The 21,974-nt window shown below is 64.7% G+C and carries 19 protein-coding genes; 9 read left to right on the forward strand and 10 right to left on the reverse strand.

The window, feature by feature from the left end; genetic code table 11:
* Nucleotides 1-121 precede the first annotated feature (121 nt).
* On the forward strand, nt 122-637 hold the full coding sequence (locus tag SE92_RS09550; RefSeq protein ID WP_063195473.1) for an MgtC/SapB family protein: 516 nt from the start codon (nt 122-124) through the stop codon (nt 635-637).
* A 216-nt stretch (nt 638-853) separates the two neighbouring features.
* On the opposite strand, the gene SE92_RS09555 is transcribed toward SE92_RS09550, so the two are convergent.
* From SE92_RS09555 to SE92_RS09565, 3 genes are all read right to left on the reverse strand, one after another.
* Nucleotides 854-1,999, reverse strand: coding sequence for a PepSY-associated TM helix domain-containing protein (locus SE92_RS09555; protein WP_063195474.1), 1,146 nt, complete (start codon nt 1,997-1,999; stop codon nt 854-856).
* Between the two features lie 5 nt (nt 2,000-2,004).
* Complete coding sequence (locus SE92_RS09560; RefSeq protein ID WP_084251780.1) at nt 2,005-3,978, reverse strand: TonB-dependent siderophore receptor; 1,974 nt, start codon at nt 3,976-3,978, stop codon at nt 2,005-2,007.
* Between the two features lie 548 nt (nt 3,979-4,526).
* Entirely contained in the window at nt 4,527-7,091 is a 2,565-nt protein-coding gene (locus SE92_RS09565) for a cation-translocating P-type ATPase (RefSeq protein WP_063195476.1), read from the reverse strand.
* A 597-nt stretch (nt 7,092-7,688) separates the two neighbouring features.
* Here SE92_RS09565 and SE92_RS09570 point away from each other — a divergent pair.
* Nucleotides 7,689-8,609, forward strand: a complete 921-nt coding sequence (locus SE92_RS09570; RefSeq protein ID WP_063195477.1) for a hypothetical protein — start codon at nt 7,689-7,691, stop codon at nt 8,607-8,609.
* An 85-nt stretch (nt 8,610-8,694) separates the two neighbouring features.
* On the opposite strand, the gene SE92_RS36570 is transcribed toward SE92_RS09570, so the two are convergent.
* On the reverse strand, nt 8,695-8,838 hold the full coding sequence (locus SE92_RS36570) for a hypothetical protein (RefSeq protein ID WP_167443344.1): 144 nt from the start codon (nt 8,836-8,838) through the stop codon (nt 8,695-8,697).
* A 268-nt stretch (nt 8,839-9,106) separates the two neighbouring features.
* On the opposite strand from SE92_RS36570, the gene SE92_RS36575 reads away from it, so the two are divergent.
* The gene (locus SE92_RS36575) at nt 9,107-9,262 is read left to right on the forward strand and encodes a hypothetical protein (protein WP_198172599.1); all 156 of its coding nucleotides are present in this window, start codon (nt 9,107-9,109) and stop codon (nt 9,260-9,262) included.
* A gap of 73 nt (nt 9,263-9,335) precedes the next feature.
* Here the strand turns inward: SE92_RS36575 and SE92_RS09575 are convergent, their stop codons facing one another.
* Entirely contained in the window at nt 9,336-9,965 is a 630-nt protein-coding gene (locus tag SE92_RS09575) for a ParB-like protein (RefSeq protein WP_063195478.1), read from the reverse strand.
* A 331-nt stretch (nt 9,966-10,296) separates the two neighbouring features.
* Between SE92_RS09575 and SE92_RS09580 the strand changes: the two genes are divergently transcribed.
* The 6 genes from SE92_RS09580 (at nt 10,297) to SE92_RS09605 (ending at nt 15,071) form a co-directional block, all read left to right on the forward strand.
* On the forward strand, nt 10,297-10,638 hold the full coding sequence (locus SE92_RS09580; RefSeq protein ID WP_063195479.1) for a hypothetical protein: 342 nt from the start codon (nt 10,297-10,299) through the stop codon (nt 10,636-10,638).
* A gap of 222 nt (nt 10,639-10,860) precedes the next feature.
* Nucleotides 10,861-11,148, forward strand: coding sequence for an acyl carrier protein (locus SE92_RS09585; RefSeq protein WP_007592476.1), 288 nt, complete (start codon nt 10,861-10,863; stop codon nt 11,146-11,148).
* A 10-nt stretch (nt 11,149-11,158) separates the two neighbouring features.
* A complete protein-coding gene (locus SE92_RS09590) occupies nt 11,159-11,629 on the forward strand; it encodes a 3-hydroxyacyl-ACP dehydratase FabZ family protein (RefSeq protein WP_063195480.1) in 471 nt (156 codons plus the stop codon).
* Entirely contained in the window at nt 11,626-12,834 is a 1,209-nt protein-coding gene (locus SE92_RS09595; protein ID WP_063195481.1) for a beta-ketoacyl-ACP synthase, read from the forward strand. The genes SE92_RS09590 and SE92_RS09595 overlap by 4 nt, the downstream gene beginning before the upstream one ends.
* Before the next feature lie 18 nt (nt 12,835-12,852).
* Nucleotides 12,853-14,130 (forward strand): beta-ketoacyl-ACP synthase, encoded by a 1,278-nt coding sequence (locus SE92_RS09600; RefSeq protein ID WP_063195482.1) that lies wholly within the window; start codon nt 12,853-12,855, stop codon nt 14,128-14,130.
* A gap of 8 nt (nt 14,131-14,138) precedes the next feature.
* Nucleotides 14,139-15,071, forward strand: coding sequence for a lipid A biosynthesis lauroyl acyltransferase (locus SE92_RS09605; RefSeq protein WP_063195483.1), 933 nt, complete (start codon nt 14,139-14,141; stop codon nt 15,069-15,071).
* Between the two features lie 31 nt (nt 15,072-15,102).
* Here SE92_RS09605 and SE92_RS09610 read toward each other — a convergent pair whose 3' ends face one another.
* The 5 genes from SE92_RS09610 to SE92_RS09630 form a co-directional block, all read right to left on the reverse strand.
* Nucleotides 15,103-16,215 (reverse strand): polyamine ABC transporter substrate-binding protein, encoded by a 1,113-nt coding sequence (locus tag SE92_RS09610; RefSeq protein ID WP_063195484.1) that lies wholly within the window; start codon nt 16,213-16,215, stop codon nt 15,103-15,105.
* 6 nt (nt 16,216-16,221) lie between these two features.
* Nucleotides 16,222-17,400, reverse strand: coding sequence for an aminotransferase (locus SE92_RS09615; protein ID WP_063195485.1), 1,179 nt, complete (start codon nt 17,398-17,400; stop codon nt 16,222-16,224).
* 8 nt (nt 17,401-17,408) lie between these two features.
* Nucleotides 17,409-17,735: a rhodanese-like domain-containing protein gene (locus SE92_RS09620; protein WP_015686918.1), complete on the reverse strand. Its 327-nt coding sequence runs from the start codon at nt 17,733-17,735 to the stop codon at nt 17,409-17,411.
* Nucleotides 17,736-17,906: 171 nt separating this feature from the next.
* Nucleotides 17,907-19,835 (reverse strand): potassium transporter Kup, encoded by a 1,929-nt coding sequence (locus tag SE92_RS09625; RefSeq protein WP_063195486.1) that lies wholly within the window; start codon nt 19,833-19,835, stop codon nt 17,907-17,909.
* Nucleotides 19,836-19,977: 142 nt separating this feature from the next.
* Entirely contained in the window at nt 19,978-21,876 is a 1,899-nt protein-coding gene (locus SE92_RS09630) for a potassium transporter Kup (RefSeq protein WP_063195487.1), read from the reverse strand.
* Nucleotides 21,877-21,974: the final 98 nt, after the last annotated feature.

The following is a 21,974-nucleotide window of genomic DNA, read 5'->3' on the forward strand; positions in this document are numbered from 1 at the left end:
GCGATCTTCCGGCGCCTCTGGAGCGTCTCGCTCGCATAGACTATGCTTTGCCGGCTCGAAGCCGGCTTTCCGACCCTTGACGATCTCATGGGACGCCGGCCGACGAAGTGACGGACACGACATGACCGAACTGGATTGGCCCGAAATTCTGCTGCGCCTTGGAAGCGCGACGCTCGCCGGCAGTGCGATCGGCCTGAACCGCGACCTGCACGGCAAGCCGATCGGGCTGAAGACGCTCGGCATCGTCGGGCTCTCCACCGCAACCGTCGTGCTGCTCGCGGTCGAGTTCGCCGAGCCGGGCAAGCTTACCGATGCGGCCAGCCGCGTGATCCAGGGCATCCTGACTGGCATCGGTTTCCTCGGAGCCGGCGTCATCGTCCACGAGAGCGACCGTCTCCGCGTGCGCGGCCTGACCAGCGCGGCGTGCACCTTTCTCGCCGCCTGCCTCGGCATTGCCTGCGGCGCCGGCCAATGGAAGATCGTGCTGGTCGCACTGGCCTTCACCTTCGTTCTGCTGACGATCGGCCGCCGTCTCGAACGCTGGCTGCATCGGATGCTTGGCGGCAAGGATGAGAAGCATGACGTCGGCCACGACGTCGAAGCGCGCCGTCTGTCGGAGCCGGATCGCCGTCCATAAATCTCAGCGCGGTTGAGCTGCGCGGCGCCAGCAGACGATCCCCAGAACGACCGGCAACGACAAAGCAAGCCACGAAATCGCATCCCAGAGACCGTCTCCAACCAGCGCGACGGCAAGCCCCGCGCCGCAAACAACGCCGACGAGGAGAGGCCAGCGGAAGACATCCCATACGCTTCTGTGAACCTGAGGCCGGTTCCGGACGGGCGTGGCCATGGGCTAGACGCCGACTGCCGCGGTCCGGCCCGCGCCGAGCGGCTTGCCGCGGACCGACGACTTTCGCTTCGCGATCCAGAGATAGATCCCGCTGACGAGGACGATGATCGTGATGATGTCCAGCAGCGCCCAGACGATCTTCAGCGGAAGCCCGCCATAGTCGCCGAAATGCAGCGGGCGCGAGACCTGAAGCGTCTTCAGATACCAGGGCACTTCAGGCGCGACGATCGTCTTGCCGTCGTTGGCGTCGACCAGCATCGGCTGCAACATGCGCGCGGTGAAGGGCGTCGCGCCCCTGGTCCAGACCACGAGGTGCTGCGGGCTGCCGAAGCGCGCCGAGGTCGGCATCGTCACCGAGGTGACCAGACGATCCGGAAATCTCGCGCGGACGAGCTCCACTGCGGCCTGAACCGAAGGAATCGGAGCCACAGGCTTGCCGAGATGAGGCGCCAGCAGGACCGGGATCAGTTGCGCCCGCCACAAATCGAACAGCGGCGTCGCCAGCGTGTTGATCATGCCGGTGAGGCCCACCACCATCGTCCAGGTCACGGTGACGATGCCGAGGAGATTGTGCGTGTCGAGCCATTTGGCGCGGGGCGAGGATCGCCGGCGGATCGTGCCGAAATCGAGCCGCCGCATGAACGGCCAATAGACCACGACACCGGAGATGATCGACACGGCGAACATGAGCCCCATCGCCCCGAGAAACAGCTCGCCTGGCAGGCCCGCAAACATGTCCTTGTGGATCCGCAACACGATGTCCATGACATCCTGATGCGGCGCTTCTTCGCCGAGCACGGCGGCGGTCCGCGCATCGAGTGTCAGGCGATGAAAGTTGCCCGGCGCGGGAACAGCGGTCGGCGAAACCGCGACCGTCACCAGCGGCTCGGTCTGCTTCAGATTGAGCAGCAGGACGTATTGCCCGGGAAAGCGCGCCTGGGCCGCTGCGATCATCCTGTCGAGCGAAAGACGCGGCGTCCCCTCCGGCAGGACAGGAGCTTCGATCTCGTCCTCGAGCAGATCGTCGATCTCGTCGTGAAAGACCAGCGGAAGGCCCGTCACGCACAGCATCAGCAGGAACAGCATGCACACCAGCGAGGTCCAGGTGTGGATGCGGGACCACAGGCGGATCGTGCGCGCGTGAACCATGGCGTCTACCAGCGATAGCTGAGCGTGCCCGTGACGGTGCGCGGGCTGGTGTACTGGCAACCGCCGCCTGTCGTGCACGCGAGCGTGACGCGGTCGGCGATGTTCTTGACGTTCAGTGCGAGGTTCACACCCTTCGGCTGGCGATAATGCAGGCCGGCGTCGAACACGACGTAAGCCTCGTTGACGATGGTGTTGGTGGTGTCGGCGAAGGTCGGCCCGTTATAGCGGACGCCGCCGCCAAGACCCCAGCCGTCCCAGGCGCCGCCTTGGATCGTGTAATCGAGATAGGCCGATGCCATCTGGCGGGCCACGAGCGTCGGCACCTTGCCGAGATCGGCACCGGTGCTCCGCGTCACCTTGACGTCCTGGTTGGTGTAGGTCGCCACGAGATTGAGCCCGGGCACGATCTGCGCCAGCGTCTCGAATTCGATGCCGCGCGAATTCACCTCGCCGAGCTGGACCGAATAGCCGAAATTTACGGGATCGGACGTGAGCGAATTCTGCCGGGTCAGGTCATACAGCGCCAAAGTCATCAACAGCGTCCGCGACGGCTGGTACTTCACGCCGACTTCGTGCTGCTGTGACGTGGTCGGCTTGAACGGTTTCACCGCGACATCCGTGCCCGGGGTCGGCAGGAAGGACTCCGAGTAGCTGTAATAAGGCGCCACACCGGAATCGAACACATAAGAGACCGCCCCCCGCTTGGTGAAGGCCGTGTCCTTGGTGTCGGTGGTCTTGTTGCTCGCCACGGCAGCCAAGGCATAGGTGTTCTGTTCGGAGGCGTCGTAGCGGCCGCCCAGCGTGAAGATCCAGTTCTGGATCTTCATCTGATCCTGCATGTAGACGCCGACCTGGTCGATCGTCTGGTTCGCCGAGGGAGTGACGAGCGCAGTCGGATCCGCGATGGCCTGGTTGTAGACCGGATTGATCCTGCTGAGCGACGGCGCGCTTCCGGCTTGGGTCCGGTCCGTCATGTTGAACGTCAGATAGTCGACGCCGGAGACCACCGTGTGCCGAAGCGGCCCGGTGCTGAACTTGCTGATCAGGTGGTTGTCGGTCGATAGGGTGTCGACCTGCTCCTGGATGCGCATGGCGCGGCGCGGAAACAGCGTGGCCGTATCGAGCGGAGTTCCGATGAAGGTCAGATAGCGATAGTCGAGCTCGGTGTGGCCATAGCGGGCCTTCGATTCGAAGATCAGATTGTTGCTGAAGCGGTGCTCGAGCTGGTAGCCGACACGCTCCTGCTCCTGATCGAACTTGTTGTAGCTGGGATCGCCGAGGAACAGCGGCAGCGCCGTGACGTTGGTGATCTTACCGCCCGCCACATGGAGCATCGACAGCGGAAACGCGTTGCCCGTCACGTCGTGGGTGTAGTCGGCGAGAATAGTCAGCGTCGTATCGTTGGTCGGCTTCCAGGTCACGGCCGGCGCGATATAGGTCCGGTTGTCCTTCACGAAGTTCGAGAAGTTGGCGATCTGCGCGTCGGAATCACGGAACACGCCGGTCAACCGATAGAACAGTGTCCCATCCTTTGCCGCGGGACCTCCGACGTCGAATGCGCCCTGAAACCGGTCGTAATTGCCGAACTGGCCGACGATCTCGCCAAAGGCCTTGTCGGGCGGCCGCTTGCTGATGACGTCGACGAGGCCTCCCGGTGCGCCCTGCCCGTACATGACCGAGCTCGGGCCCTTGATGACGTCGATGCGCTCGAAGCCGTAGGGCTCGTTGCGGAACAGCGACAAGAAGTTGGGATCGCCGACCTCGCGAAGTCCGTCGCGATAGGCGCCGTAGCCATTGTTGTCGAAGCCGCGGATGAAGACGTTGTCGAAGCGCGGGTCCTTGCCGCCCGGCTGGACGGCGAGGCCCGCCACGTACTGCAATCCTTCGACCAGCGTCGTGGCCGAGCGCGCATCGAGCTGGTCGCGGCTGACCACCGAAACGGATTGAGGCGTTTCGAGGATCGGCACGTCGGACTTCATCGCAGCCGAGCTGAGGACGGGCACAAAGCCCCTCACCGGATCCGTGCCGCGTTCCGTTGCAGCGACGGCCGGCTGAGAAGCCGCCTGAGATGTCTGTCCCGAAGCGCGCGATCGTGCTTGCCGGACGCGCGCCGATCGCGGATTGCGCGACGTCGTGACCTGGCGTCTGCTCTCGCGACTTTGCTCGACCACGACGGGGGGAAGATCCGATGCTGTGCTCGCACTCTGGGCTTGGGCGTTGCTGCCGAAGAGGATGGCAGGAGGAAGTGCGAGAAGACCGCACAACACCGACACGCGCCCGCGCTTCATTGCGCGTGCGTCAGACACAAATTCCAGCATTCCCAGTCCCCGAATTTACGGAGACGACCATGCAGAGACTTCGTGCGCACAATCAAAGTCTTTTGGACATTCGTGTCGTAGAATCGATTTAGACTGGATCCGTTCTAATGTGTCGGCTCCGCCGTCCTGCTCGCGTCTTCCGCCGGCTGCACGAATTCCTGGGACTGTCGATCTCTCGCGATCACGAGCACGACCTGCCGCGTCACGATCTAGAATCGCAGCCGCCGCGCCCAGATCGGTTTCAGCAGTTCGAGCGCCGTCAGCAACAGCAATCCCGCCCCGAGCGTGACCATGAGATCGTCGAGGTGCATGGGACCGAACCGAAACAGGCTGGACGCCGGCGGCCAGAACAGAGCCGCTGCCAGAATCGATGCGATCGATACGAAGATCCAGAGCAGCGCCGGGTTCGGACGGAAGAAGGCTGACATGAAGGACGCGCTGAACGACCGGTTGGCCAGCACCAGCGCGACGACGCAGGTGACCAGCACGATGAAGGCGAGCGTGCGCGCCTCGTCGGGCGCAACGCCGGAACGAAGCGCCACGACGAAGATCGCGGCGATCAACGCGAATGCCATGACGCCCTGGAGAACACTCCACCCGACCAGGGCCCACGAGAACAGCTCCGCATCGACGCGCCGCGGTGGGCGCGCCATGACGTCGCGCTCCTCCCGCTCCGCTTCGAACACCAGCGAGCAGACGGGGTCGATGATCAGCTCCAGAAACGCGATGTGAACGGGGCCGAGGACCACGGGCAGCCCGAACACCAGGGGAAGCAGCGCAAGTCCCGCGATCGGAACATGGACGGCGAAGATGAAGGCCATCGCCTTGCGGAGATTGTCGTATATCCGCCGCCCCAACCGGATCGCTGCAACGATGGAGCCGAAATCGTCGTCGAGCAGCACGATGGAGGAAGCCTCGCGGGCGACATCGGTGCCGCGGCCGCCCATCGCGATCCCGATATGGGCAGCCTTCAGGGACGGCGCGTCGTTGACGCCATCACCGGTCATCGCGACGATCTCGCCGTTGCGCTTCATGGCCTGGACGATCCGCAGCTTCTGCTCCGGCAGGACGCGCGCGAAGACGTTCACATTCCTGACGAGGGCCTCGAGCTCGCGCTCATCCGCGAGCTTGATCTGCTCGCCGGTCACGACCTCGTTGACGTCGAGCCCGGCCTGCCCGGCGATCGCCATGGCGGTCGCCGGATAGTCGCCCGTGATCATGACGACGCGGATGCCGGCCGAGCGAGATTCGGCTACCGCTTCGGGGACCTGCGGACGAAGCGGATCGGCCAACCCGACAAGACCGAGGAAGCGAAAGGAGAACCCCTCCTGCGAGGCTGCAAGCGTCTGGCCATCGCAGGTCGCCGCGGCCACCCCCAGCACGCGAAGACCATCCCTCGCCATGGCCGCGACCGCCTCCTGCATCGCCGCCTGCTCCGCACCGTCGAGCTGGCAGAGGCGCGCAATCGCCTCGGGGGCGCCTTTCGCCGCGGCGAAGGCTTCCTGGCGATGCGGCAATTGCCAAACCTGGGTCATCGCCAGCAGCTCGGGCCGCAGGCCGTAGCTGCGTATCAAGGTCCGAGCGCTCCCGGCGTCGTCATCCTCCGGCACACTCGCACGCACGAACGCGTGCAGCGCCTTCTCCATGGGATCGAACGGCTCCGGCGAGCTCGCCAGAACGCTGCACCGTGCCAGATCGAAAAATTCCGCTCCCACGGCAGCCGGCTGCGCCGAGCCAAGGCGCAAGCTCGTTCCGTCTCCCAGCCTCAGCTCGGCAACCGACATCCGGTTCTGCGTCAGCGTGCCGGTCTTGTCGGTGCATAGCACCGTGGCGGAGCCGAGAACTTCGATCGCGGCAGAGCGCCGCGTCAGCACGCGCGCCTTCGAGATGCGCCAGGCGCCCATCGCCATGAACACCGTGAGGACCACGGCAAATTCCTCCGGCAACATCGACATGCCGATCGCAATGCCGCCGAGCAGCGCCTGCAGCCAATCCCCGCGTAACGTTCCGTAAAGCAGGACTGCGGCCAGGCTGATCGCCGCGCCGCCGAGAAAGCAAAGCCGTACCAGCCGTGCCGTCTGCTGCTGCAGCCGCGGCGGCTCTGCCTGCAAGCCATGCAGCGACAGTCCGATCTTGCCGATCTCGCTACGAGGGCCTGTGGCCTCGACCTCGGCCAGACCCTCGCCTCGCACCACCAGCGAGCCGGAATACACGAAGGGCAGATCATCGCCGCCGGGGCGATGCTCGGCCGCGACGGCTTCGGTGGCTGGCGTCTTGGCGGCCTGCTTGCGCACCGGGACGGATTCCCCGGTCAGCAGCGACTCATCCACCTCCAGATCGCGTGCGCTCACGAGCAGCGCATCGGCCGCAATCCGATCGCCTTCGGCCAGGACGAGAAGATCGCCACGAACGACGTCCCGGCCCGCGATCCGCCGCCGCTCCCCGTCCCTGACCACGAGCGCGCGCGGACTGGTCAGGTCTCGCAAGGCTTCCAGCACGCGTTCGGTACGGGTTTCCTGCACGATCGTGATGATGATGGAGATGGCGCCGAATGCCAGCAGCAGCAGGGCTTCGCGGAGGTCGCCGAGCAGGAGGTAGACCAGCCCGCCGCACAGAAGCAGCGCAAGCATCGGTTCGCGCAACACCTCGATGACGATGCGCAGCGCCGTGCGCCGCTCGGGCCGAGGCAGTTCGTTGTAACCGTCCTGTTGCAGCCGCAGCCGAGCCTCGGTTTCGCTCAGCCCGGCCGCGTCGCCGTGTTCTGCCTTGCTCACGTCTTCCGCCGCAGACTCCAGAAACTTCCAACCCCCACGATGGCCGTCACGAGCAGGACGGCGACGAAGGTCTGGATGATGGTGAAGTTCAGGGCATCGCGCGCAACGAACAGCGCAGTGACCGCGCCGGCGATGATAAAGACGATGCGAAAGATGAGGCTCATGGTCATGTCTCCAATCGGCATGACCTGGAGCCCACCTCACTTCGACATCGGGGCGCAACGCTCTTCGGCAATCATGCAAGGCGGACAGTAGCGGCCGGAACCGGCACGCGTTTGCGAAAAGTCAAGCCGTGCCCAGGACGCAATGTCGCTGCCCCCAAGCTTCCCCGCCCCTTGGGTGCTATTGGAGGGCTTCAAGACATCTCCGCGCGCAGCACGGCGGGAGATGCCGGGTGTATGACCTCCATGTGAAAATGACGCCGGCGGAAAAATAGAGTTCCCGCTCGACGGGAACCATGACGATTTCACAATCCCACACGTTTTATTAAGAGTCTCGCCCCCAACTAGCACAAACACTTCGGCACAACCTCCACAGTTTCCCTCACACCATGAGCGGAGACGCGGACGAGTCGTGCCTGCTAAAGGGCGCCATCTCATGAATCTGCGAGCCTCCATCATCGCGACGTGCATCGGCGCAGCATTCTTCGGGATCGGGTACACCTGGAACTATCAGCCCGACATGATCAATCCCGATGAAATATGGAGCATGTTTCAGTCCGAGCACCGCAAGGCCCGAGCGGCAGTCTCTCGCCTGCTCATCGAGCCCGGCTCGGCCCACTTCAGCGGCCTGCGAACGGTCGAGGCGGACGCTGCGAGATATGTATGCGGCGCCGTGAAAGCGAACGACAAGGCCGGCCACGCCATCGATGCCGCGTTCGTCTACACCGTCGCCAGCGACTTCGCCCGGGTCGACGACGGCGGCCGGATTACGTCCCAGCACTCTCCCTACCAATCGTGCCCCAACGCAACCGATGTCAGGACTGCCGAACAACAACTGCCGATCGCACCCGGCACGCTGGCAGTGGCCAAGGCGGTCTCGAAGATGATCCCTCAATCCAGCGGCGGGACGATGGAGCAACAGCTCGGCCAACTCGCCGCGCAGACGACAGCCGTCGCGCCAGGATTGGGCTCCGCGTCGGGTCCGGCCGGGACAGGACAGGCGCCGTCGCCGGCAGGGCGGCCTTCAGGCTCGGAGGTGAAGGCCGCACCAGAGAGCGAACCCATCTGGCAGGCCGAACGGCCGCCGGTCGCATGGCCCGCGCGCGCCTCGGGCCAATGCCCGGCAAAACCGACGCAGGAGCGCACGGCCGCTGAAGCGCTGGCCTTTGCCGGGGAGATCGAGGCCCGCTGGGAGCAGTCGAAAAATTCGCAGGCTTCGGCGAAGCGTTTGTCGCAGGAAGAGATCAAGCAAGCGCGCTGCGCGCTGCTTGCGATCGCTCCCGCCGACAAGGAATATCCGCAAGCCTGGGCAGCCTTCGTGCGGCTGCGGAACATCGATCGCGCCCTGGCCGGTTGAGGTCATAGGCTCGCGCGCAGCGATGTCGCCGCGCCGCGGCGGACGCTCTCATCATCGTCCGCCGGACCGCACCAGCGAGACGCCGCTAACGCTTCGCCATCAACTCGAGCGCCGGAGCAAAGCGCTCCGCGAACGTCAACGACTTGGCGTGGTGAACTGCGGCAAACGATGCCGAGATTCCCGCCGACGCAACCGCGAGCAAGGCAATGACGAAAACCAGACGGCGCATGTTCGCCTCCTGTGTGAGCTCGACTACCCCATAGAGATGGGACGGCTCTGTTTCAGGACGGTTTCGTGGACGCGGAATTTGATTTCACTCAAGCGGCTGTGATGGGATTCGGCTTATCTGGGCACGAGCCGCAACCACTTACTAATGGTCGACGGTTTTGCAGCGGAATGTGAGCGGTGTTGGGAATTCCACACCCCCGGCCACGATCCTCAGCAATGCAGCGACAAGCAGCATCCGCTGGAATGGGGGTTATCGAGGAACTACTCAAATGAAAGTCGTGATCCAGAAACTCAATGGCCTGTGGCACCTCGTCGTCGGGTCGTGCCAGATCCGAACGCCGTTCCTGGACACCCAGGACCGCGCGCTGGTGATCACCTACGCCCGTCGCGCCTACCCCGGTGCCAGGATCTTCCAGCGCGACTGACGCGAGTGGCCGCGCATGATGGTCAGCTCACGAGAGGCACGGGGTGAATCACAACGCCTGATTCCCGATACCTCTAATCCTCGTCCGCCGCACCGCACCAGCCGGGCAGATAGATCGCATCCTTGCTCTTGGCCGCGGCCATCGCCTTCTCGATGGCCTTGTCGAAATCGGCCTCCACCACCTTTCGCGAGACCTTTCGGCGCAGGAAGTCGGCCCACAGAAATTCGGAGAACGGCGTGGTGTCCTTGGCGAAGCCGCCCATGCGGCGCAATTCGCCGGCCAGGCTGCGGAACGGATCGTCCTTGAGATCGGCAATCGATTTGGGCAGGTCCCGGAACCCCCGCCGTTCGCCCTTGGCGTCGTAAGGGTAGACCCAGCGCTTGTTGTCCATCACGCCCCAGAACGCCTCGCGCTCGACCATGCGGAGGTCACCGACGACGGTCACCAGCACCTCCTTGACGCCTTCATCGTGCAGCGCGCGGCCGAGATGGTGATGGTCGATCACGTAGTAGCGCTCGTCCGGACCGTAGACGACGGGAATCATGTGCTTGCCGAGCAGATCGGCCTGCTTCTTCTTGTCGTGGCCGCGCCAGCGCTTGCGCTTCTCCTTGACCTCGCGCATGCCGACCGTCATCTGCGTCGGCCGGAGCGACAGGATCGGGACCGGATGCACTCTCGGCTCACGTGCGTTGGTCGTGGTCATGGTCGAAGGCCCCTCGCGTGGATGCAACTGACGATTCAGGTTCCGTGGACTATGACATGCGCTCTGCGGCGGCAAAACGTGCTCGGAACGGCGTCGAGATCACAAGCTGATGTAGGCACGACCGCAGGCGGCGAATCCCTGGCTGTCGCCCGGCCCCTTGTTGCAACGCAACTCACGCCATCGACTTGACGGGCGGTTCCCCGGTCGCTCCATACCATCCATGTACAAATAGCGCGAGCGCCAGAATGCACGCAGGCATTGCGAAGATTTTCTGCAACGCGTTCGTCACGTGTGCTATCAAAAACCGCTGCTTCGGAGTGATCCCCGCCCCATGAATAGCCAGCGGCCCATAAGCTCTGACGACGAGCACCGGGTGCTCCAGTTCAGGCCGCGCACCTCGCCATCCCCGACGGTCCACCGCGGCAGCGGCACCGTGCAGCCATTGCACGTCGCGCCCGAGCCGCTGGACCTGTCACGCTACGAGCAGCCGCGCGCCGAGCCGGACGATTTCCGCCATCGCATGCTCGCCAACGTCGCGGCGCTGGCCTTCACCATCGCGCTGACCGCGATCGGGATTTGGCTCGCGGTCAACATCGCCGACCTGCGCCGGACCCAGGATTGCGTGCTGATGGGCCGTCGCGACTGCGTCAAGATCACGACGCCGCATATCTAGGCCCGATCCACCGCCGGCCCCCGGCGGGAAGGGCTCCGGCGGGCATCCCCAGCCCCGCCTCCAAGCCTGCCCGGCTCCATTGAACTCAGGGCGGCGCTCCGATATACGGGCTCTCGACCCGGCCAGAGGGGGGTTTTTGGGCGTCATCAGGGGCGCGATGCCCACCCACCGTGCCACTCTGGAAAATCTGACAAATATCCGCAATATATCAAAGGCTTAGTGATGTCTTCCACATTCGATCAGGTCGCCACGATCATCGCTGAAACCTGCGACATCCCGCGCGACACGATCACGCCGGATAGCCATGCCATCGACGATCTCGGCATCGACAGCCTCGATTTCCTGGACATCGCGTTCGCGATCGACAAGCAGTTCGGCATCAAGCTGCCGCTGGAAAAGTGGACCCAGGAGGTCAACGACGGCAAGGCGACCACCGAACAGTATTTCGTGCTGAAAAACCTGTGCGCCCGCATCGACGAACTGGTTGCGGCCAAGGGCGCGAGCGCCTAAGGGCGCGGTCATGCAACTCGAATACTTCCACATGATCGATCGCATCGTCGACCTCAAGGTCGACGAGAAGACGATCGTCGTCGAAGCCCTGGTCCCGAAGGAAAGCACCATCTTCGAGGGCCACTTCCCGGGCTATCCCTTGATGCCTGGCGTGCTCCTGATCGAATCGATGGCGCAGGCCTCGGGCTGGCTTCAGCTCGGCGTGTTCAAGTTCGAGCGCATGCCGATCCTGGCCGCCGTGAAGGAGGCCAAGGTCCGCGGTTCGGTCTATCCCGGCGATCTCATGAGCATCGAGGCGAGCCTCACGCATGAAGGCTCGGGCTACGCCATGACCGAAGCCAAGATCAGGGTCGGCGGCAAGTTGCGCGCCAACTCGGCACTGACCTTCACGCTGATTCCCTTCCCCAATGCGGATATGCGCGGGTACATGGCGAAAGTCGCCGAGCGCGTCGGCTTTCCGCAACAGGCCGTATCGCCATGACTGACACTCCCGCTACGAAGCCAGGCCAGACCGAAGTCTGGATCACCGGCATTGGGCTCGCCACATCGCTCGGCGAGGGCCTGGACGCCAACTGGGCCGCGCTTTCCGAGAAGCGCATCAATGTCGACGAGAAGGGTTTTGCGCCCTACATCGTGCATCCCCTGATGCCGGTCAGCTTCGACGCCCAGATCCCGAAGAAGGGCGACCAGCGCCAGATGGAAGCCTGGCAGCGCATCGGCACCTACGCCGCCGGCCTCGCGCTCGATTCCGCCGGGATCAAGGGCAACAAGGACATCCTGTCGAAGATCGACATGGTGGTGGCCGCAGGCGGCGGCGAGCGCGATCTCAACGTCGACACCGGCGTGCTCACGGCGGAAGCCAAGGGGGCCAACGCGCCCGGCTTCCTCAACGAACGGCTGATGAGCGATTTGCGCCCTACCCTCTTCCTGGCGCAGCTCTCCAACCTGCTCGCCGGCAACATCGCCATCGTGCATGGTCTCGGCGGCACCTCGCGCACCTTCATGGGCGAAGAAGTCGCCGGCGCCGATGCCGCCCGTATCGCGCTGTCGCGCATCGCCTCGGGCGAGAGCGACATCGCGCTGGTCGGCGGCTCGCACAATGGCGAGCGCAAGGACTTGCTCGTCCTCTACGAATTCGGCGATTTCAACCTCAAGGACAAGTTTGCTCCGGTGTGGGCGCGCAAGGACCATCCCGGCTTCGCGCTCGGCTCGGCCGGCGCGTTCCTGGTGCTTGAATCGCGGGCGCATGCGGAAGCACGCGGTGCAAAGCCGTTCGCGAAGCTGTCGAGCGTCGTTGCCGATCTCGCCCGGCGCAAGCAGAGTGGCGACATGACCGCGACGCTGGAGAAGCTTTGGGCCAAGCTGCCGAAGCGCGAAGGTAAGGGCGCGATCATCACGGGGGCAACCGGTGCGGAGCCGGCCACCAGCGAGGAGCGCGGCTTCCTGAAGAGCCATGCGGATCTCCCGGTGCGCTCGACCGGCACGATGTTCGGTCACACCATGGAGACGCAATTCCCGCTCGGCATCGCGCTTGCCGCGCTGTCGATCTCGCGCGGAGCGCTGTTCCCGCCGAACGATTCCACCGGCACCGAGATTGAAATGCAGGGAGCTCCCACCCAGATTGTGGTGGTGGGAGCCGGACACTGGCGCGGCGAAGGCATGGCGCTGGTCGAGGCAGTTGGCTAGCTCACCCGGGGGATCGACATGACTGCACCACGCGACAAACTCGGGCGTCCCGTCGTCGTCGTCACCGGCATGGGCATCATGACCTCGCTCGGCGCCGGCAAGGCCGACAATTGGGCGAAGCTGGTCGCCGGCGAATCCGGCATCCGCACCATCACGCGCTTTCCGGTCGACGGCCTGAAGACCACGATGGCCGGCACCGTCGATTTCGTCAGCGTCGATCCGTTCTCGTCCACCGGCCTGTCAGAACGGATGGCCGAATTGGTGACGCAGGAGGCCCTGGAGCAGGCCGGCATCGGCGCCAAGGCCGATTTTCCGGGACCCCTCTTCCTCGCGGTTGCTCCGGTCGAAGTCGAATGGCCGCAGCGCCGCGAGCTCGGCCGCGCCGTCGGCAAGCCCGACTTCAACTACGACGATCTCTTGCGCATCTCCGGTGGCGGCAAGTACAGCGCCTATCATCACCGCTTCATGTTCGGCTCGGTGGCCGCGCATCTCGCCGAGACCTTCGGCACCAAGGGCTCGCCGATCTCGCTGTCGACGGCGTGCGCGTCCGGAGCGACCTCGATCCAGCTCGGCGTCGAGGCGATCCGCCGCGGCGAGACCGACGCTGCGCTGTGCGTTGCGACCGACGGCACCGTGAATCCGGAAGCGCTGGTGCGCTTCTCGCTGCTCTCGGCGCTGTCGACCCAGAACGATCCGCCGCAAGCAGCCTCCCGCCCCTTCTCCAAGAACCGCGACGGCTTCGTCATGGCCGAAGGCGCCGGCGCCCTCGTGCTGGAGAGCTATGAGGCCGCCACCGCGCGCGGTGCAAAGATCCTCGGCGTGATCGCCGGCTGCGGCGAGCTTACCGATTCCTTCCATCGCACCCGCTCCTCGCCCGACGGCAAACCGATCATCGGCTGCATGAACAAGACGCTCGCCGATGCCGGCATGACGCCGGACCAGATCGACCATATCAACGCGCACGGCACCGCGACGCCCGAGAACGACAAGATGGAGTTCAACACGACATCGGCCGTGTTCGGCGAGCTCGCGCAGAAGATCCCGGTCACCTCCAACAAGTCGATGGTCGGCCACACCATCTCGGCAGCCGGCGCGGTCGAGGCGATCTTCTCGCTGCTCACGCTCGAGCATCAGCGCATCCCGCCGACGATCAATTACGACAATCCGGATCCCACGATCCTGTTCAACGTGGTCGGCAACACCGCACGCGATGCCCGCGTCACCGCCGTCATGTCGAACTCGTTCGGCTTCGGCGGCCAGAACGCCTCGCTGATCCTGACCCGCGAACCGGCCTGACCGGACGCATGGCGCTGATTCCTGTCAGCACGAAGATTCGCGCGCGGAATGCAGTTAAATCGATCGGTGGAAGCCTGATCGGCGCCGCCACCGTCGGCCTGCTCCGGACCACGCGTTATTTCGATCCGGTCAAGACCTCCGACTTTCTCGCGCGCGCCGTGAAGCTGATCGGGCCGCGCCTGCGCGAGCACCGCATCGGGCGTGCCAACCTCATCGCCGCCTTTCCGGAGAAATCACCGGAGGAGATCGACCAGATCCTAATGGGCGTCTGGGACAATCTTGGCCGCGTCGGCGCCGAGTTCGCCCATATGGACAAGGTCTGGGATTACGATCGCGCGCACCCGGAGCGGAGCCGGATCGAGTTGTCGCCGCGCAGTATCGAGCTGTTCGACCGCATCCGCGACGACGGCAAGCCGGCGCTGATTTTCGCAGCCCATCTATCGAATTGGGAGCTTCCGGCGCTCGCCGCCGTCGCGCATGGGCTGGATACCGCGATCCTCTACCGCCGGCCGAACATCGCCTCGGCCGACCGCATCATTCAGGAGATGCGCCAGGTCAACATGGGCACGCTGATCCCGGCGGGACGCGATGCGCCGCTGCGCCTGGCGCAGGCGCTGAAGGACGGCAAGCACGTCGCGATGCTGATCGACCAGTACCTGACCGGCGGCGTCGAGGTCACCTTCTTCGGCCGCAAGACCCGTGCCAACCCGATGCTGGCGCGCCTGCTCCGCCAGGTCGAATGCCCGATCCACGGCGTGCGCATTATCCGCCTGCCCGGCGGCCGCTTTCGCGGCGAGCTCACGGAAGAGATCCCACCGGTGCGCGATGCCGAGGGCAGGATCGACATCCAAGGAACGACGCAGGCGGTTACGAGCGTGGTGGAAGGCTGGGTGCGCGAGTATCCCGAGCAGTGGCTGTGGCTGCATCGCAGGTGGCGTTAGCTGCCGTCACGGCGGGAGCCCGTGGCAGCCTCTACCGCCCCGTCTTCACCCTGGTCCAGAGCCGGTTGATGATCCGCTGGGTCGCCGGCTCGCGCGCTGTGATGACGAAAAGCTTCGCGAGCGTCGCCTCGTCCGGATAGATGTTCTTGTCGTTCAGGATCTTCGGATCGACCAGCTTCTGGCTGGCGAGGTTGCCGCTGGCGTAGGACAGAAAGTCCGAGTTCTTGGCGGCGACGTCCGGGCGGTAGAGATAGTTGATGAGCTCGTAGGCTTCCTTGACATTCTTGGCGTCCGCAGGGATCGCCAGGTTGTCGAAGAACATCTGCGCGCCTTCCTTCGGAATGGCGTAGCCGATCTCGATGCCATTCTTGGCCTCCGCCGCGCGGGCGCGGGCCTGCATGATGTCACCGGACCAGCCGACCACGAAGCAGATCTCGCCGGTGGCGAGCGCGCTCAGGTATTCGGAGGAGTGAAACTTGCGCACCGACGGGCGAACTTTTGCGACGACCTCGGCGGCCTTCTCGAGATCGGCCTGCTTGGTCGAGTTCGGATCGAGCCCGAGCCAGCTCAGCGCCGCCGGGAAGATGTCGTCGGCGGAGTCGAGCATGTGCACGCCGCAATCCTTGAATTTTGCTAGGTTCTCCGGCTTGAAGACGATGTCCCAGCTGTCGATCCTGGCATCGGGCCCGAGGATCTGCTTCATCTTGGCAACGTTGTAGCCGATGCCCGTCGTGCCCCACATGTAGTTGGCGGCATAGACGTTGCCGGGGTCGTAGGTCGCCAGGTTCTTCGTCACCATCGGCCAGGCGTTGACGAGGTTTGGCAGCTTCGCCTTGTCGAGCTTCTGGAAGATGTTGGCCTTGATCTGGCGCTGCAGGAAATAGGCGGTGGGCACCACGACGTCATAGCCGGACTTGCCGGCCATCAGGCGTGTCTCCAGCGTCTCGTTGGCATCGAAGGTGTCGTAGACGACCTTGATGCCGGTCTCCTTGGTGAAGGCCTCGAGGACATCTGGCGCCATGTAGTTGGACCAGTTGTAGAAGTTGACGACGCGCTCCTCGGCCCCTGCGGGCACAGAGAGCAACGTCAGCGCGGCGGCGATCGCAAGCCCAAGGCCCAATCCGGAGCGGCCGACGTTCGTCATCCCTGTCTACCTCTTGCGTCCACGCACCGCGTCCGACAGCCGCTCCAGCGCGGTGTCGAGCGTCTCGTCCTTCTTGGCAAAGCAGAAGCGCACCACTGACGTCACCGGGTCCTGCTCGTAGAACGTCGACACGGGGATCGCCGCCACCTTGTAGTCCTTCACGATCCGCCAGCAGAACTCGGTGTCGCTCTCGTTGAGCCCGAGCGGCGAGAGGTCGACAGTGAGGAAGTAGGTACCCTGCGACTTCAGCACGGGGAAGCCGAGGCTCTCCAACCCCTTGGTCAGGCGGTCCCTGCTCCGCGTCAAATCCTTGCGCATCGACAGGAAATACTCGTCGGGCTTGCCGAGGCCGTAGGCGACCGCGGCCTGCAGGTTCGGCGCGGTGGTGAAGGTCAGGAACTGGTGCACCTTGGCGGCGACGCGCAAGAGCTGTGGCGCCGCGCAGACGAAGCCGATCTTCCAGCCCGTCAGCGAGAAGATCTTGCCGGCCGAGCCGACCTTGATGGTGCGATCGCGCATGCCGGGGATGGTGATCAGCGGGATGTGCTTGTGCTCGTCGAAGGTGACATGCTCCCAGACCTCGTCGCAGATCGCGATGACGTCGAACTCCTGGCAGTAGCGCGCCAAGAGCTCGAGGTCCTCGCGCGGATAGACCACCGCGGACGGATTCAGGGGATTGTTGAAGAGCACCGCCTTGGTCTTTGAATTGAAGACGCTTTTCAGCATGTCCTCATTCAACCGCCAGTGCGGCGGCTCCAGGCGCACCAGGCGCGGAATGCCGCCGGCCTGGCGGATGATCGGCAGGTAGGAATCATAGACCGGCTGGAAGCAGACCACCTCGTCGCCGGGCTGGACCACAGCGAGGATGGCCGAGGTCAGCGCCTCGGTGCCGCCGGAGGTCACCATCACCTCGCTCATCGGATCGAGCTTGAGCCCGTGCCAATGGTCGTAATGGGTGGCGATCGCCTGGCGCAGCTCCGGCAGGCCCATCATCGACGGGTACTGGTTGTAGCCGTTGAGCGAGGCCTCGGCGGCGGCGCGACGGATGTCCTCCGGGCCGGGATCGTCGGGAAAGCCCTGGCCGAGATTGATGGCGGCATTGTCGCGCGCGGCCTGCGACATCGCCTCGAAGATGGTGACGGGAAGATCGGCGAAGATCTTGTTCAGGGAAGAGCTTTTCGACATCGGCCCGATCAGCCACCGACCTTGCTGGGAAGCCCCGCCGCCTTCCACCCCAGCATGCCGCCGGCCAGGTGCTTGTCGTAAGGCAGGCCCGCCGCCTGCGCCGCGAGCGAGGCCGTCACCGAGCGCTTGCCCGAGCGGCAGGCGAACACGACTTCCTTGCCGGCGGGATCGGGGATCGCCTTGGGATCGAAGGTCGAGAGCGGCACGACGACGCCATAGGGATAGGCCTCGGCTTCGACCTCGTTCGGCTCGCGCACGTCAACGAGGAGATAGCGGCCCTCCGCGACACCCTTGGAGACCTCGTCCGGGGTCAGATCCTGCACCTGGTTTGCCACATCATCCTCCAACATCGCGCGTGCCCGCCGGACCTGTCCCGGCCGGCGGCAACCTCGCCTCTCGGCTCACGAAAATCAAGCGCTACAAAGGCTTGAGCTGCCTTGCGCAAGTTAAAGCTAAATCGCAGCGACTTGAAGTGCAGCCTCTTGAAGTGCAGCCTCGGGCACAGCCTAGATCGTCACCTGGGTGCCGACCTCGACCACGCGGCCGCTCGGGATCTGGAAATAGTCGGTGGCGTCGTTGGCGGAGCGGCTGAGCGAGATGAACAGCCGGTCCTGCCAGCGCGGCATGCCGGAATGCACCGCGGGCTTGAGCGCCCTGCGCGACAGGAAGAACGAGGTCGACATGATGTCGAACTGCCAGCCGAGCTTGCGGGCGATGGCCAGCGCCTTCGGCACGTTGGGCGATTCCATGAAGCCGAATTTCAGCGTCACCTTGGAGAAGGTCGGTGAGATCTGCTCCAGCTTCACCCGCTCGGCCGGGTCGATCCGCGGGGTCTGCGCCGTCTCGATGGTGAGAATGACGTTCTTCTCGTGCAGCACTTTGTAGTGCTTCAGACTATGCATCAGCGCCGTCGGGGCACTGAGCGGGTCCGAGGTCAGGAACACGGCGGTGCCGGGCACCCGCTGCGGCGGCCGCTTTTCCAGCATCGCGACGAGATCAGCGAGCGGGAACTCGAGCTTGCGCGATTTCTCGAACAGCAGCCGGCTGCCGCGCCGCCACGTGTACATCAGGATAATCATGAGCGCGCCGAGCGCCAGCGGCACCCAGCCGCCCTCGAACACCTTGAGCAGGTTCGCGGTCAGGAAGGTCAGGTCGAGGAACAGGAAGGGCGCAATCAGCGCGCCGGCCCCAAGAGCCGACCACCGCCAGCCCTTCCAGATCACGACGAAGCCCATCAGCGCCGTGACCACCATGGTCCCGGTGACGGAGATGCCGTAGGCCGAGGCCAGCGCGCTGGAGGAGCGGAACAATAGAACCAGCAGCACCACCGCGACCAGCAGCAGCTGGTTGATGCGCGGGATGAAGATCTGGCCGGAATGGGCTTCCGACGTATGGCGAATTTCGAAGCGCGGCAGCAGGCCGAGCTGGATCGCCTGGCGGGTCAGCGAATAGGCGCCGGTGATCACCGCCTGGCTGGCGATGACGGTTGCCATGGTGGCGAGCACGACCATGCAGCCGCGGACGAAGCCTTGCGGAAAGAGCTGGAAGAAGGGGCTGACGATGGCGCCGGGGTCGCTGAGCACGAGCGCCCCCTGCCCGAGATAGTTCAGCGCCAGCGAGGGCAGCACGATCGACAGCCAGGCAAACTGGATCGGCCGTTTGCCGAAATGCCCGAGATCCGCATAGAGCGCCTCGGCGCCGGTGACCGCCAGGAACACGGCGCCCAGCGTGACGAAACCGATGATGCCGTGGTGGAGCATGAAGGACACGGCGTAGAGTGGGTTCAGGGCGTAGAGGACTTGCGGCTGCTGGATGATCGGATGGATCGCCGCCGCCGCGATGACCGCGAACCAGACGCACATGATCGGCCCGAAGAACGCGGCGACGCGGGCGGTACCGCGCGACTGCACGGCGAACAGGCAGACCAGGATCACGATGGTCAGCGGCACGACATAAGGCTCGAACGTCAGGGTGACGTCCTTCATGCCCTCGATCGCCGACAGCACCGAGAGCGCCGGCGTGATCACGGCATCGCCGTAGAACAGCGCGCCCGAGATGATGCCGAGCAGCACGATGGCCGTCCCGCCGGTGCCGACCGCACGCTGGGCCAGCGCCATCAGCGCCAGCGTGCCGCCCTCGCCATTGTTATCGGCGCGGAGCAGGATCACGACGTATTTGAGCGTCACCACGACGATCAGCGCCCACAGGATCAGGGAGAGCACGCCGAGCACGGCTGCCGGCGTCGGCACTCCCTCCGCACCCGAGGCGGCCATCACGGCCTCGCGGAACGCGTAGAGCGGGCTGGTACCGATGTCGCCATAGACCACCCCGATGCTGCCCAGTGTCAGCGCGCCGAAACGGGCGGTGGTGTGGGCGTCACCATGCCCATTGGCCGCCACCGTTTCCGGGGCGGGAACTGCTACGTCACTTGTCATGGGAGAGCCCGATTGGCCTCTAAAAATGCTTCACTGCACAACGGCGGAAGAGCGCGGGCTTATAGTCCTGCGCTGCCGACATAGCCTAGCCCGATTCTGGGCCCTCGCCATGCAAATTTCGCATGGGTACTGCAGTTGCGTTTTAAATAGTGACCTGGGTTCCGACTTCAACCACGCGCCCGGTGGGAATTTGGAAATAGTCGGTGGCATCGTTGGCGGACCGGCTGAGCGCAATGAACAAATGGTCCTGCCACAACGGCATGCCCGACTGGGCCGACGCCTTCAGCGACCGTCGCGACACGAAGAACGACGTCGACATGATGTCGAACTGCCAGCCCTGCTTGCGCGCGATCGCGAGCGCCTTGGGCACGTTCGGCTGCTCCATGTAGCCGAAACGCAGACGGACCTTGGAGAACTTGTCGCTGACCTTCTCCATGCGGAACCGCTCCGCCAGGTCGACCCGCGGCGTGTGCGCGGTCTCGATGGTCAGGATCACGTTATGCTCGTGCAGCACCTTGTTGTGCTTGAGGTTGTGCAGCAGCGCGGTCGGCACGAACGAGGGATCGCTGGTCAGGAACACCGCGGTGCCCTTGACGATATGCGGCGGCCGCTTCTCGAGGCTCCGGATCAGATCGTCCAGCGGCACCTCGATCCGGCGCGTCTTCTGGATCAGAATCCCGGAGCCCTTCCGCCAGGTCCAGATCGTCCCCGCCATGGCCACGCCGAACAGCAGGGGCACCCAGGCCCCCTCCAGCAGCTTCAGGAGATTGGCGCTGAAGAAGCTGAGATCGACGACGACGAAGGGCACGATCACGGCGGCAGCGGTGGCGGCGCGCCAGTTCCACAATTTCCAGATCACGACGAAGCCCATGATGCCGTCGGCGACCATGGTGGTGGAGACCGCGATGCCGTAGGCCGAGGCCAGATTGCTGGGGGTGTGGAACAGCAGCACCAGCAGCATCACGCCGATCAGCAGCAGCCGGTTCACCCGCGGAAGGTAGATCTGGCCGGCATGGGTCTCAGAGGTATAGCGGACCTCGAAGCGCGGCAAGAGGCCGAGCTGCACCGCCTGATAGACCAGCGAATAAGCACCGGTGATGACCGCCTGGCTCGCGATCACGGTCGCCGCGGTCGCAAGCCCGACCAGCGGCAGCACCAGATGCTCGGGCACCATGCGATAGAAGGAGTGCTCGATCGCGCCGGGGTCGGACAGCACCAGCGCGCCCTGCCCGAAATAGTTGATGAGGAGCGCGGGCAGCACGAAGAAGATCCAGGCCGACTGGATCGGCTTGCGCCCGAAATGGCCGAGATCGGCATAGAGCGCCTCACCTCCGGTGACCGCCAGGAACACGGCACCGAGCGTCACGAGGCCGATCGTGCCGTGCGACAGCACGAACTGCACCGCGTAATAGGGATTGATCGCCGCCAGCACGGAGGGATCATCGACGATGTGGACGGCCCCCATCACAGCGATGACGGTGAACCAAATCACCATCACAGGCCCGAAGGCCGAGGCGACCAGCGCGGTCCCCTTGCTCTGCACCGCGAACAGCAACACCAGGATGAGGACGGTGAGCGGGACGACGTAGTGTTCGAGCGCGGGGGTTGCGAGCTTCAGGCCCTCCACCGCCGATAGCACCGAGATCGCCGGCGTGATCATGGAATCGCCGATGAACATCGAGGCGCCGATCACACCGAGGGCGAGCAGGACCCAGCTTCGCCGCCCCAGCGCGCGCTGGCCCAGCGCCATCAGCGAGAGCGTGCCGCCCTCCCCGTTATTGTCGGCCCGCAGCAGCAGCAGGACGTATTTGGCGGTGACGACGATCAACAGCGCCCACAGGATCAGCGAGAGCACACCGAGCACGATGACGCGCGAGACCGGCTCGCCATGAGCCGCGCCCTTGACCGCCTCGTGGAATGCGTAGAGCGGCGAAGTCCCGATATCGCCGAAGACGACGCCGATGCTCCCGAGCGTAAGGGCCCAAAAACCGGAGGTGACCGGCCCGTCCTGGGTCTCGGCCTGTGTGATGCTCGCCGTCATGAAGGTGGAAAACGCTTCTTCCCTGGAATTGATCCGGCGCCTTTTGACGCTTCCGGTGCACCTGTCAATCGGCGCACCACCATAGCAGGCGCCGAGCC

The organism is Bradyrhizobium sp. AT1 (assembly GCF_001590795.1).
Lineage (GTDB): Bacteria > Pseudomonadota > Alphaproteobacteria > Rhizobiales > Xanthobacteraceae > Bradyrhizobium.